The organism is Sinosporangium siamense (genome assembly GCF_016863435.1).
Lineage (GTDB): Bacteria > Actinomycetota > Actinomycetes > Streptosporangiales > Streptosporangiaceae > Sinosporangium > Sinosporangium siamense.
In genome coordinates this window covers 108753-121996 of record NZ_BOOW01000031.1, presented here as the reverse complement: position 1 = coordinate 121996, position 13244 = coordinate 108753, and the positions used below count along the sequence as shown (strand labels likewise).

Genomic DNA, 13244 nt, shown 5'->3' with positions numbered 1-13244 from the left:
AGGAGCAGGAGGGGCTTGGCCGGCAGGTCGACCTCGGGGTTTTCGCTCATGTCTGGTGGTAACCGGTCGGGGGCTTGGGTTATTTCGGTCGGGTGGGTCCGTTGACTGTAGGCGGACCTCCGACTCCTGTTGGGTCTTTTTGGCGGGCTCGGTCGGGGTTCTCCGGTGGCGGCCTGTACGGCAGAGGTGGGTCTGGCTTCTGCGTGCTCTTGTTGTGCGTGGCCTCTTCTTATGCCTGCTTGGGTCTGTTTCAGACTTGAGGCTTTCCGGTAGAGGGTGTGTCTGAGGGGCTTCTGGCGTTCGGAAGGGGCCGCTCTTTCGAGCGGCCCCTTCCTCGGCTCTGGTCAGACTTTCGGGTTTCTCAGAGCCTTGGGGGTGTGGGTCAGCGGAGGCCGGCGTCTACGGCGGACATCAGGGTGCCGTTGTCGCCGCTCAGTTCCCAGATCATGGCGCCCAGGAGGTTCTTACTGCGGAGCCAGGCTGTCTTCTTGCCGATGGACCAGGCGTCGTCGAAGGTCCACCATTGACCGCCGTTGCCGGTGTAGCAATAGGTGGCCACGGCTACTTCGTCGTGGTGGACGGTGCAGCCGGGGACGCTGGCCAGGAGGTTGGTGTAGCCGCGGTTGCCGGCTTCTTCTTGGAATTGGCCGGGGGCGGCGCCGTTGGCGGTTTGCCATTCGCCGTTCTTGCCGCCGGCGGCCACGCCTTGCCAGCCTCGGCCGTAGAAGGCCAGGCCTATGGTGAGTTTGCGTGGGTTGACGCCGGCTTGGAGGTAGACGTTGACGGCGCTTTCCACGCTGAACTTGAAGTTGTAGGGGTCGTCCGGGTCGTTGTAGAGGTTGCCCTGGTGGCCGGTGCGGTTGGGCTCCCAGGAGTTGTCGCTGCCGGAGCCGTGGAAGTCGTAGCCCTGGATGTTGAAGATGTCGAGGTTCTTGGCGACTTCGGGGAGGTCCCAGCCGGCGGTGATCTTGGCGGGGTCGGCGGGGGTGAAGGCCGTGAGGTCGTAGCGCTTGCCGGTTGTCAGGGTCAGCTCGTCGAGCTGCTTGCGGAATTCGGCGACGAGCGCGGTGTTGTTGGCCTTGTCGTTGGGGTTGATGTGGTTGCCGGGGTGGCCTTCGGCGCCGGGCCATTCCCAGTCGAGGTCGATGCCGTCGAAGACGCCGGCCGCGGAGCCGGGGCCGCCGGAGGCGTTGACGACGGGGAGGTTGCCCTTGATGTAGATGTCGATGCAGGATTTCACGAACTTCTCGCGGGCGGCCTGAGTCGCGGCCACGTCGGCGAAGTACTTGGAGAAGGTCCAGCCGCCGAGGGAGATGAGCACCTTGAGGTGCGGGTGCTTCGCCTTGAGTTTGAGAATCTGGTTGTAGTTGCCGCGAAGCCTTTCCCAGCCGGTGTCCGCGACTCCGTCGACGGACTGGGAGGCGCTCATGGGCCTGCCGTAGTCGGCTTCGGCGTCGCCGGCGCCGTCACCCTGGTTGGGGTCTTGCGGGTTGGGTGTGGTGCCCTTGGTCACGCCGTGGAGGCAGGTCAGGTTGACGGGGTCGATGTTGCCGAAGGCGTAGTTGATGTGGGTGAGTTTGGCGGCCGAGCCGGTGGTGTCGATGTTGCGGACGAAGTACTGCCGGCCGTAGATGCCCCACTGCACGAAGTAGGCGACACGTGCGTAGCCGTTGCCGATGATGTCGCTTGTGCTACCTGTCACGGTGTTGCTGGCGGCTGAGGTGTTGTCGTACAGATCTCGAGCCTTGACGGTGAAGACATAGTCGGTCGAGGGTGACAGGCCCGTCACGACGGCTGTGGTGCCTTCGACGGTCATCTTGAGGTTCGCGCCGATGTAGACGTCGTATCCGGCGATGCCGGTGTTGTCGGTGGAGGCGTTCCACGCGAGGGAGACCGTGGTGGAGGTCGCTCCGGTGGTGCGGAGGTTGGTGGGCGCGGTGGGGGGTGTGGGATCGTCCGCCGGGTTCTTGGTGGAGGCGGTCACGGCCTGACTTGCGGGCGATTGGTTGCCCTTACGGTCTTTGGCCTTGACGGTGAAGGTGTAGGCGGTGTTGGGGGTCAGGCCGGTGATGGTGGCCGTGGTGGAGGTGACCGAGGCGGCCACGGTGGTGCCCCGGTAGACGTCGTAGCCCGCGATCGGCAGGTCGCCGGGGACGGAGGCGTTCCAGGCCAGGGTCACGGTCTTGGTGGTGACGATGGTCGAGCGGACGTTGGTGGGGGCTCCGGGCGGGGCGTCGGGGGAGCCGTCGCACTTGACGTCGTTGACGCGGCAGTCGGTGGGTTCGCCGGCCGCGCTGAGGGTGAAGCTCGGGCTGTAGGGCTCGGTGGAGCCGCCCGCGGCGATGGTGGTGTTGTAGTAGATCGGACTCAAGGTGACTTGGCGGCCGGTCTGGCTGAGGGTGGCGTTCTGGGCGTTGCTCGCGGTGACGCCGGAGGGCAGGGTGAAGGTGATCGACCAGCCGTTGAGGGCGGCGGTGGTGTTGTTCTTCACCACGTATTTCCCTTGCGTGCCGGATCCGTGATACTCCGCGGCGACCGGTGCGGGCGGTGGTGGTTCGGGGCCGGTGCCGTCGCAGTTGGCGCCATTGATGGTGCAGCTCGTGAGCTGGGCTGCGGCGCTGAGCGTGACGGTTGGGCTCCAGGGCTCGGTGGTGCCGTTGGCCCGGATGGTGTTGATGTAGAAGGCCGGCGTCAGCCGTACCCTCGTGCCGTTCTGGGCGATGGTGGCGTTCTGGGGGTTGCTGGCGGTAACGCCGGCGGGGAGGTCGAAGACGATCGACCAGCCGGTGACGGCGGTGGGATTGGGGTTGGTGACCACGAACTTGCCTTGTGTCCCGTTGAGGGTGAAGGCAGCGGTCAGGCGGGCGGCGGCGTTGGCTGGGAGAGCCGCGAGTGCGGTCACCACTGCAAGTACCAACGCCACGACGGCGAATCGGCGCATGTGGTGGACCCTTTCTTTAAAGAAAGTTTCCTAACAGTTGACCGGATCGTAAACCTGACCACAGGCCCCGACAAGGCCCAAACTTCTTGAGTTAATCCATAAAGCACGTCCGTGGATAGAACGGATTTATGCTGCGATTAAGCATTTTTCCGACCGCAGTCCGTGGCCACAGCGGGGCATAGGGCGAAGCGGGCGGCCCAAACGGTCAACCGGAACCGAGGCCACAGACGGACCGGAACCGAGGCCACGGACAGAACGGGGCCAAGGCCACAGGCCAACGAGGGCCAAGGTCGGCGGTCACGATGGAGCCAGATCACGCGTGCGGCAAGCCTCCCGCGGGCCGGGCAGGCAGGCGATCACGCCCACGCCGTCCGCCGCCCCCAAACCAGTCCGCGATAAACTCGCAGTTGCAAACTCTATGCAACAAGGGATGTGCCCATGGCCGTGGTGCTCGGCATCGAGACGTCGTGCGACGAGACGGGGGTAGGCATCGTCGCCGACGGCCGTCTGATCGGCGAGGCGCTCGCATCCAGCATGGAAGAGCACGCCCGTTTCGGTGGCGTGGTTCCGGAGATCGCGGCCAGGGCACACCTTGAGTCGCTGATGCCCTGTGTGGGCAAGGCGTTCGCCGAGGCCGGCGTCTCCCCGCGCGAGGTGGACGCCGTCGCCGTGACCGCGGGGCCGGGCCTCGCGACGGCGCTGCAGACAGGAGTGGCCGCCGCCAAGTCGCTGGCGTTGGCGTGGGATGTGCCGTTGTACGGCGTGCATCACTTGGCCGGGCACGTCGCGGCCGACACGCTTGAGCACGGGCCGCTGCCGGCCCGTTGTGTGGCGCTGATCGTGTCGGGCGGGCACACGTCGTTGCTGCTTCTCGACGATCTGGCGCGTGCGCCGATCAGGCATCTCGGCGACACGCGGGACGACGCGGCGGGAGAGGCTTTCGACAAGGTGGCGCGGCTGCTGGGGTTGGGTTATCCGGGTGGCCCGGCGGTCGCGAAGGCGGCGCTCGGCGGCGACCCGGATAAAATTGGTTTCCCTCGTGCCATGCCGGGGAGTTACAGTTTTTCCTTCTCCGGGCTCAAGGCGGCTGTGGCCCGCTGGGTGGAGCGGAGCCCGGGTGACGTGCACGTGGCCGATGTGGCCGCGTCGTTCCAAGAGGCTGTGGTGGATGTGCTGACGGCGAAGGCGGTGAGAGCCTGCCGCGATCACGGTGTTCCGACGCTGGTGATCGTCGGCGGCGTCGCAGCCAACGGGCGCCTACGCGAGCTTGCCGCCGAGCGCTGCGCACGCGCCGGTGTCGAGTTGCGGGTGCCCGCACCTCGCCTCTGCACGGACAACGGCGCGATGATCGCGGCCGTCGGGGGCCTGCTGCACGCGGCGGGCGAGCCGGCGAGCACGTTTGGCCTCTCGGTCGATCCTTCCGCGCCTCTGGTCCGGGCGGCCATCGTCTAAGCCACCCCAGACAAGGACTGATTTCCATGCGCACTGCGGAGATCCGCCGTCGCTTTCTCGACTACTTCCTCCAGCGCGGTCACACCCTGGTGGACAGCGCGCCACTGCCCGTCGACGATCCGACGTTGTTGTTCGTCAACGCGGGCATGGTGCCGTTCAAGCCCTATCTTCTGGGGCAGGCCCCCGCGCCTTATCCGCGGGCAGTGAGTGTGCAGAAGTGTCTGCGCACCCTCGATATCGACGACGTCGGGCGCACGGCCAGGCACGGGTCGTTCTTTCAGATGAACGGCAACTTCTCCTTCGGCGACTATTTCAAGCCGGAGACCATCGAGTTCGCCTGGGATCTCATCACCAGACCGGTCGCGGACGGCGGTTACGGGCTGCCAGAGTCGCGGTTGTGGGTGTCGGTCTTCCACGATGACGACGAGGCCGCCGAGTTGTGGCGCACACGCATCGGGGTGTCCCCGGACCGCATCGTACGGCGGGGCGTCGTGGACAACTATTGGTCGATGGGTGTGCCGGGGCCGTGCGGGCCCAGCTCGGAGATTTTCATCGATCGGGGGCCGGCCTACGGCCCGGACGGCGGCCCGGAGGTCGACGAGGAACGCTTCATGGAGCTGTGCAACCTCGTCTTCATGCAGTTCGAGCGGGGAGCCGGCGGGGCGAAGGACAACTATCCGATCCTCGGTCCGCTCCCCAGCAAGAACATCGACACCGGAATGGGCCTGGAGCGTATGGCCTTCACCCTCCAAGGTGTCGACAACCTCTTCGAGATCGACGAGGTGCGCCCCATTTTGGATCGGGCGGCGGAGTTGACGGCTGTGCCGTACGGCAAAAGCCGGGAATCCGATGTGCGCCTGCGTGTGGTGGCCGATCACGTGCGCACGGCGCTGATGATCATCGGCGACGGGGTCACGCCGGGCAACGAGGGGCGTGCTTATGTGCTGCGCCGCATCTTGCGGCGGTCGGTGCGGGCGATGCGCCTGCTTGGGTACGGCGGAGCCGCGTTGCCGGAGTTGTTCACCGTGGCGCGCGACTGCATGAGCCCCTCATATCCCGAAATATCCACTGATTTTGCGCGCATCCAGGAGGTGGCGGCGGCCGAGGAAGACACCTTCGCCAACACCCTCAAGCAGGGCACAAGCATCCTTGACCTCGCGGTCGCCGAGGCCAAGGCCGAAGGGCGCACGCGGTTGTCCGGGCAGAGCGCGTTCAAACTGCACGACACCTATGGCTTCCCGATTGATCTCACCTTGGAGATGGCCGCCGAGCAGGGGCTTGAGGTGGATCGGGAGGGTTTCCGGCAACTCATGACCGAGCAGCGGCGGCGGGCCAAAGCCGACGCGCAGTCCCGCAAGACGGGGCATGGTGACATGTCGGCCTACCGGGCGACGGTGGATGCGCACGGACCGACCGAATGGCTGGCCTATGAGACGTTGACCACCGAGTCCACCGTTCTGGCGATCGTCGAGGGCGACGTGCAGGTTCGGGAGGCCGATGAGGGTTCGATCGTCGAGGTCGTGCTTGACCGCACGCCCTTCTACGCCGAGTCCGGCGGGCAGGAGAGCGACGCCGGGCTGCTGATCGGCGGCGACGTCCGGGCCGAGGTGCTGGCCGTGCGCCGCCCGGTGAAGGGTCTGGTAACCCACCAGGTGCGGGTGGTGGGCGGCACGCTCGCCGCCGGGGCCGCGGTGACCGCGCAGGTCGACGCCGAGTGGCGGCTGGGAGCGCGGCAGGCGCATTCGGGGACGCATGTGGTGCACGCGGCGCTCCGCCAGGTGCTCGGGCCCACGGCTTTGCAGAGCGGGTCGTACAACCGGCCCGGTTATCTGCGGCTGGACTTCTCCTGGCGCTCCCGGCTCTCCCCGGAGACCCGGAGCGAGGTGGAGGAAGCGGCCAATCTGGCGATACGCCGAGACCTTCCAGTCGAGGTGCGTTTCATGACGTTGCCGGAGGCGCGGGCCATCGGGGCGCTGGCGTTGTTCGGGGAGACATACGACGAACTGGTGCGTGTCGTCGACATCGGCGGTGCCTGGTCACGCGAGTTGTGCGGTGGCACGCATGTGGAGCACGCCGCGCAGATCGGACCGGTGGCGCTCACCTCGGAGTCCTCCGTCGGTTCCGGTAGCCGGCGGGTCGAGGCCGTGGTGGGCGTGGAGGCGTTCCGTTACCTCGCCCGGGAACGCGATCTCGTGTCAAGGCTGGCCGAAGAGCTGAAGACGCCCAGGGAGGAGCTGCCGGACCGCGTGTCCGCGCTGGTCGCGCGGGTGAAGGAGGCGGAGCGCGAGTCGGAGCGGCTGCGTGCGCGGCTGCTGATCGCGCAGGCCGCGGAGCTCGCGGCGCGGGCGTCCGACGTCGCCGGGGTGGGGCTCGTGACGGCGACTGCGCCCGACACCGCCTCGGGCCGGGCGTTGGCGGAGTCCGTGGGCGAACGGTTCGATCGGCCCGGGGTCGTGGCCGTCGCCGTACCCGGCGACGGGAAGTTCGTGCTGGTCGCCGCAGTGAGCGGGGCCGGGCGCGGGCTTGGGCTGTCGGCGGCCGAGCTGCTGCGCGAGACGCTCGGCGGCAGGGGCGGCGGCAACGCGGCGCTCGCCCAGGGGGGTGGGAACGGCGAAGCCGGGCCGGCCTTCGTGCGATTCGCGGAGCTTGTCGCCGACCGGCTCACGAGCGGGCGGTCGTAGGTCAGGCGCAAGGCCCCAGCCCACCTGCGTCTGGACGCAGAACTCGTCGAGCGGGCGGCCTAGGTCAGGCGCAAGGGCATAAGGGCAAGGGCCGCTGTAGGTCGCAAGTCTCCTGAGGCCATATGTGCCCGGGGCTACCCGAGGTCACAAGATGGGAGGGCGGTTCCCAGTCGGGGACCGCCCTCCGCCGTGCCTCTCGTCCGTCAACCAGGCAATACCTCGGTGTTCTGATTGGCCACCAGTTTCCACTGCCCGTCTTCCTTGGCCATGACGTAAAGCGGGGAAGTAGGGTTGCCCAGCGGCGCGCCGTCAAGGGTCGTATATTGCCCGCGCACCTTGACCGCCGCCACATCCGGGCGGATGAAGACCACCTGCGCGACTTCATATGTGACCGTGGAGTCCTTCATGGCCCCGGGAAGCACCTGGCGGGTGAACGCCGAGATCTCATCGCGGTTCGCCAGGAACTTACCGTGGGCCGTCGTCCATATCGCGTCCTCCCGGAACAGGCCGAGGAACTCTTCGGGAAGTTCGTTGCGCTGGGAGTGCTCAAGGGTCGCGACCACCTGTGTGATGGCTTCAACTTCGGCGTCACGGGTCTGCTTGTCCATGTGTTTCGTGCTCATGTGGACCATGGTGCAACCTGAAGGGAACTTGAGGTCAAGCGGCTCGCAGCAGAGCACCCCACCAAGCCCACCTGCCCAAAAATCCCTGCAAATAGGTATGTACGGCACAGCCCCGTAGGCCGAGCATGCGGGAGGCCACGTGCTTCGGTTTGGCCAGACAATTGGCCGTCCGAAGCGCGTGGCCCCGGGATGTCAGCGGTGTTCGAAGGTCGGCTTGCGCTTCTCGACGAAGGCCGCCATGCCTTCCTTCTGGTCGGCGGTGGCGAAGGTCGCGTGGAAGACGCGGCGCTCGAAACGTACGCCTTCGGCGAGGGTTGTCTCGAAGGCGCGGTTGACGCTCTCCTTGGCCATCATCGCGATGGGGAGGGACATCCCCGCGATGGTGGTGGCGACCGAGATGGCCTCGTCGGCCAGGTCGGCGGCGGGCACGATGCGGGAGACGAGGCCTGCGCGTTCGGCTTCGGCGGCGTCCATCATGCGGCCGGTGAGGCAGAGTTCCATGGCCTTGGCCTTCCCGACGGCGCGGGTGAGGCGCTGGGAGCCGCCGATGCCGGGGATGACGCCGAGTTTGATCTCCGGCTGGCCGAATTTGGCGGTGTCGGCGGCGAGGATGATGTCGCAGATCATGGCGAGTTCGCAGCCGCCGCCGAGGGCGTAGCCGGAGACCGCGGCGATCGTCGGGGTGCGGATCTCGGCGAGCCGGTCCCAGGCGGTGAACCAGTCCGCGAGATACACATCCATGTACGAGTTGGGCTGCATCTCTTTGATGTCGGCCCCGGCGGCGAAGGCTTTCGCGGAGCCGGTGAGCACGATGCAGCCGATCCCCGGGTCGCGGTCGAACTCGGTCGCGGCGGCGATCACCTCGTGCATGACCTGGAGGTTGAGTGCGTTGAGCGCCTCGGGACGGTTGAGGGTGATCACCCCCACCCGGTCCTTCCGGTCGATGAGGATCGTCTCGTATGAGGTCATTGCTCGCTTCTTTCGGCAGGTGCGGCGGACTCGGCCCTGATGGCGTTGACGATGGCGGAGAAGTCCTTGTCCGCCCCGCCCTCAGCGGCGAACCGCGCGTACAACTCGGCGGCGCGCAACCCCAGGTCGGCGGCGACCCCGTTGGCCTCCACGGCGTTGGCAGCCAGGGTGAGGTCCTTCGACATGAGGGCGGCGGCGAAGCCGGGGCGGTAGTCGTTGTTGGCGGGGCTGGTCGGCACCGGGCCGGGCACCGGGCAGTTGGTGGTGAGTGCCCAGCACTGGCCGGAGGCGGCGGAGGCCACGTCGAACAGCGCCTGGTTGGTAAGGCCGAGCCGTTCCCCGAGCACGAACGCCTCGCTGACCGCGATCATCGAGATGCCGAGGATCATGTTGTTGCAGATCTTGGCGGCCTGCCCGGCGCCGGGTTGCCCGCAGTGCACGATGCGCCGCCCCATGGCGCCGAGCAGCGGCTCGACCTGGGCGAAGTCGTCGTCCGAGCCGCCGACCATGAAGGTCAGGGTCGCGGCGGTCGCGCCCACGACGCCGCCGGACACCGGGGCGTCCACCGAGCGGTGCCCGGCTTCAACCGCCTTGTCGTGTGCGGCGCGGGCGTCGGCGACGTCGATGGTCGAGCAGTCGGCGAACAGCGTGCCGGGCGCCGCCGCGGGCAGCAGTTCGGCGTAGCTGTTGAGCACGTGCCGCCCGCTCGGCAACATCGTGATGACGACGTCGGCCTCTTTGACGGCTTCGGCCGCGCTCTGCGCCACATGCACACCCTGCTCGGCGGCGTGGGTGAGAAGGGCCGGCACCAGGTCGAACCCGGTGACCTTGTGTCCTGCCTTGACCAGGTTGGCCGCCATCGGGCCGCCCATGTTGCCGAGGCCGATGAATGCTACCGACGTGCTCACCTGGTCTCCTCCGGGGCGAAGTAGCTGTCGACCAGCTCGGGTGTCACCTGTTCGAGCGTGGCCGGGGACCATTGGGGGTTGCGGTCTTTGTCGATCACCTGTGCCCTGATGCCCTCGGCCAGGTCGTGGGCGCCGAGCAGGACGGTCGCGATGCGCAGCTCGCGCTCGAGCGCCTCCTCCAGGGTCGACAGGTCGCGGGCCTCGCGCAGCGCGCGGAGGGTCACCTTGAGCGAGGTCGGCGATTTGCCGGTGATCTGCTCGGCCGCCTCCTTCGCGGACTGGTCACCGGCGTCGCGCAGCCGTACGACGATCTCCTCCACCGTCGCGGCCGAGTAGCACGCGTCGATCCAGGCGCGCTGGGCGGCGACTTCGGAGGGGGGCGGTGTCGCGGCGTGCGCGGCTACGGCAGCCTGCGGACCGTGTACGGCGAGAGCCTCGATGAGGTCGCCGAGCCGCTCGGCGGGCACGAAGTGGTCGGCGAGGCCGAGAGCGAGGGCGTCGCCGGGGCCGAGGCGGGCACTGGTGAGGGCGGCATGGGTGCCGAGTTCGCCCGGAGCGCGGGACAGCAGGTAGGTGCCGCCGACGTCGGGGATGAACCCGATGCCGACCTCGGGCATGCCGACGACGGAGCGTTCCGTGACGATACGGACGTTGCCGTGGGCCGAGACCCCGACGCCGCCGCCCATCACGATGCCGTCCATGATCGCCACATAGGGCTTCCGATAGCGGCTGATGTGGGCGTTCATCCGGTATTCGTCGCGCCAGAAGTCCACGGCGCCGCGACCGCCCGCCCGGGCGTCGTGGTAGATGGCCCGGATGTCGCCGCCGGCGCACAGGCCGCGCTCCCCCGCGCCGGTGATGACGACGGCCCGCACATCGTCGTCGTCCTCCCAGGCGGTCAGGGCCGCGGCGATCTCCAGGACCATGCCGTGGGTGAGGGCATTGAGGGCCTTCGGGCGGTTGAGGATGATCCTGCCGAGACCATCCTCTTTGCTGAGCAGCACGTCCGCGGTGCTCATCAGGCGGCTCCCGTCAATGCTCGTGAGACGATCAGGCGCATGATCTCGTTCGTGCCCTCCAGAATCTGGTGCACACGCAGATCTCGCACAACCTTCTCAATGCCGTATTCCGCCAGGTAACCGTATCCACCGTGAAGTTGGAGCGCGCCATTGGCCACCTCGAAACCGACGTCGGTGGCGAGGCGTTTGGCCATCGCGCACAGTTCGACGGCCCGCGGGTCGCCACTGTCCAGAGCCGCGGCGGCGCGCCACAGGAGGGTGCGCGCGGCTTCGAGTTCGGTGCCCATGTCGGCCACCTTGAACTGCAAAGCCTGCAACGTGAGGAGTTTCGCGCCGAACGCCTGACGCTCGCCGAGATATGCCACCGTGCGATCCAGGGCGAACTGGGCACCGCCGAGTGAGCAGGCCCCGATGTTGAGCCGCCCTCCGTTGAGGCCGCTCATCGCGATGCGGAACCCCTCGCCCTCGGCCCCAAGCCGGTTGGCGGCCGGGACACGCACCCCGTCGAAAATGACCTGCCGGGTCGGCTGGGCGTTCCAGCCCATCTTCACCTCGTTGGGGCCGAACGTCATGCCGGCTGCGCCGTTCTCCACGACGAAGGCGGTGATGCCGCGTGCGCCGGAGCCGCCGGTGCGGGCCATCACGATGTAGTTCTGTGCGGCACCGGCACCGGAGATGAACTGTTTGACCCCGTTGAGGACATAGTCGTCGCCGTCGCGGTCGGCCCGGGTGCGCAGCGCCGCCGCGTCCGACCCGGCCTCGGGCTCGGTCAGGCAGTAGCTGCCCAGGTCGTCCATCGCACACATGCCGGGCAACCAGCGGGAGCGCTGCTCCTCGTCGCCGTAGCGGTCGATCATCCACGCCGTCATGTTGTGGATGGAGATGTACGCCGCGATCGACGGGCAGCCCGTGGCGAGCGACTCGAAGATCAACGCCGCGTCGAGGCGCGACAGGTCGGACCCGCCGACGTCCTCCCGGACGTAGATGCCGCCCATGCCGAGCTCGGCCGCCTTGCGCAGCACGTCGACCGGGAAGTGTTTGTCGTGGTCCCAGGCAACCGCGTGCGGAGCGAGGTGCTCGTCGGCGAACGAGCGGGCCGCCTCCATGATGGCGCGCTGGTCATCGGTCAAGGTGAACATCGGCGTCAGCTCATCGTGGGAATGACGAAGCTCGCGCCCTCCTTGACCCCCGAGGGCCAGCGGGAGGTGACGGTCTTGGTCTTGGTGTAGAACCGGATCGAGTCGGGACCGTGCTGGTTGAGGTCACCGAAACCTGAGCGCTTCCACCCGCCGAAGGTGTGATAGGCGATCGGCACCGGAATCGGCACGTTGACGCCGACCATGCCGGTGTTGACGCGGCGGGAGAAGTCACGCGCGGTGTCGCCGTCGCGGGTGAAGATCGCCACGCCGTTGCCGAACTCGTGCTCGCTGGGCAGGCGCAGCGCCTCCTCGTAGTTCGCGGCGCGCACGATCGAGAGCACCGGGCCGAAGATCTCCTCCCGGTGGATGCGCGACCCCGGCTTCACGTGGTCGAAGAGGGAGCCGCCGATGAAGAAGCCGTCCTCGTAGCCCGGCAGGGTGAAGTCACGCCCGTCGACCAGGAGCTTCGCGCCCTCGTCGACGCCGATCTGGATGTAGTCGCGCACGCGGTTGAGCGCGTCGCGGGTGACGAGCGGGCCGAAGTCGGCGGTCTCGTCGTGGGAGGGCCCGATGCGCAGCGCCGCGACACGCGGCATGAGCTTCTCCACCAGGGCCTCGGCCGTCTCCTCGCCCACCGGGACCGCGACCGAGATGGCCATGCAACGCTCGCCGGCCGAGCCGTACCCCGCGCCGATGAGCGCGTCGGCGACCTGGTCGAGGTCGGCGTCCGGCATGATCACCATGTGGTTCTTGGCGCCGCCGAAGCACTGGGCGCGCTTCCCGTGGGCGGCGGCCGTCGAGTAGATGTATTCGGCGATCGGGGTGGAGCCGACAAACCCGACGGCGGCGATGCGCGGGTCGGTCAGCAGGGTGTCGACCGCCTCCTTGCCGCCGTTGACCACGTTGAGCACACCCGCCGGCAGCCCCGCCTCAATGAACAGCTCGGCCAGGCGCAGCGGCACCGAAGGGTCACGCTCGGACGGCTTGAGCACGAACGCGTTGCCGCAGGCCAGCGCGGGCGCCGCCTTCCACAGCGGGATCATGGCCGGGAAGTTGAACGGCGTGATGCCGGCCACGACGCCGAGCGGCTGACGCAGCGAGTGCACGTCGATGCCGGTGCCGGCCGCGTCGGTGAACTCGCCCTTGAGCAGGTGCGGCACACCGGCGGCGAACTCCACGACCTCAAGGCCGCGCTGGATGTCGCCCTTGGCGTCCGGGATGGTCTTGCCGTGCTCCGAGGCGAGCAGGCGGGCCAGGGAGTCCATCTCGCGCTGGGCGAGATCGAGGAAACGCAGGAGCACCCGGGCGCGCCGCTGGGGGTTCCAGGCGGCCCACTCGAGCTGGGCTTCCTCGGCGTCGGCGATGGCCGCCTCGGTCTCGGCCCGCCCGGCGAGCGGCACGCGGGCCTGCACGGCGCCGGTGTTGGGGTCGAAGACGTCGCCGAAGTCACCCGAGGTGCCGGGGACGCGTCTGCCATGGATGAAATGTGTGAGCTCAGGGATCATCGTTGAA

General features: G+C 68.0%; 9 protein-coding genes. 2 read left to right on the top strand and 7 right to left on the bottom strand.

The genetic code is table 11. From position 1 onward, the window contains the following. Window positions 1–382: 382 nt before the first annotated feature. Window positions 383–2941, bottom strand: coding sequence for a glycosyl hydrolase family 18 protein (locus Ssi02_RS24775; RefSeq protein ID WP_204029762.1), 2559 nt, complete (start codon window positions 2939–2941; stop codon window positions 383–385). Window positions 2942–3379: 438 nt separating this feature from the next. Here Ssi02_RS24775 and tsaD point away from each other — a divergent pair, with 438 nt between their 5' ends. Continuing rightward, window positions 3380–4393 (top strand): tRNA (adenosine(37)-N6)-threonylcarbamoyltransferase complex transferase subunit TsaD, encoded by a 1014-nt coding sequence (gene tsaD / locus Ssi02_RS24770; RefSeq protein ID WP_204029760.1) that lies wholly within the window; start codon window positions 3380–3382, stop codon window positions 4391–4393. A 26-nt stretch (window positions 4394–4419) separates the two neighbouring features. Beyond that, entirely contained in the window at window positions 4420–7074 is a 2655-nt protein-coding gene (gene alaS / locus Ssi02_RS24765; protein ID WP_204029758.1) for an alanine--tRNA ligase, read from the top strand. A gap of 203 nt (window positions 7075–7277) precedes the next feature. Here the strand turns inward: alaS and Ssi02_RS24760 are convergent, their stop codons facing one another. From Ssi02_RS24760 to Ssi02_RS24735, 6 genes are all read right to left on the bottom strand, one after another. Continuing rightward, the gene (locus Ssi02_RS24760) at window positions 7278–7697 is read right to left on the bottom strand and encodes an SgcJ/EcaC family oxidoreductase (RefSeq protein WP_204029756.1); all 420 of its coding nucleotides are present in this window, start codon (window positions 7695–7697) and stop codon (window positions 7278–7280) included. A 192-nt stretch (window positions 7698–7889) separates the two neighbouring features. Next, window positions 7890–8666: an enoyl-CoA hydratase gene (locus Ssi02_RS24755; RefSeq protein ID WP_204029754.1), complete on the bottom strand. Its 777-nt coding sequence runs from the start codon at window positions 8664–8666 to the stop codon at window positions 7890–7892. Further along, a complete protein-coding gene (gene mmsB, locus Ssi02_RS24750) occupies window positions 8663–9574 on the bottom strand; it encodes a 3-hydroxyisobutyrate dehydrogenase (RefSeq protein ID WP_239129556.1) in 912 nt (303 codons plus the stop codon). The genes Ssi02_RS24755 and mmsB overlap by 4 nt, the downstream gene beginning before the upstream one ends. Then, the gene (locus tag Ssi02_RS24745; protein ID WP_204029750.1) at window positions 9571–10593 is read right to left on the bottom strand and encodes an enoyl-CoA hydratase/isomerase family protein; all 1023 of its coding nucleotides are present in this window, start codon (window positions 10591–10593) and stop codon (window positions 9571–9573) included. Before Ssi02_RS24745 ends, mmsB begins: the two co-directional genes overlap by 4 nt. Beyond that, window positions 10593–11732 (bottom strand): acyl-CoA dehydrogenase family protein, encoded by a 1140-nt coding sequence (locus tag Ssi02_RS24740; RefSeq protein ID WP_204029748.1) that lies wholly within the window; start codon window positions 11730–11732, stop codon window positions 10593–10595. Before Ssi02_RS24740 ends, Ssi02_RS24745 begins: the two co-directional genes overlap by 1 nt. A 5-nt stretch (window positions 11733–11737) precedes the next feature. After that, window positions 11738–13237 carry a CoA-acylating methylmalonate-semialdehyde dehydrogenase gene (locus Ssi02_RS24735; protein ID WP_204029746.1) on the bottom strand — a complete coding sequence of 500 codons (1500 nt, stop codon included), beginning with the start codon at window positions 13235–13237 and terminating at the stop codon, window positions 11738–11740. Window positions 13238–13244 lie beyond the last annotated feature (7 nt).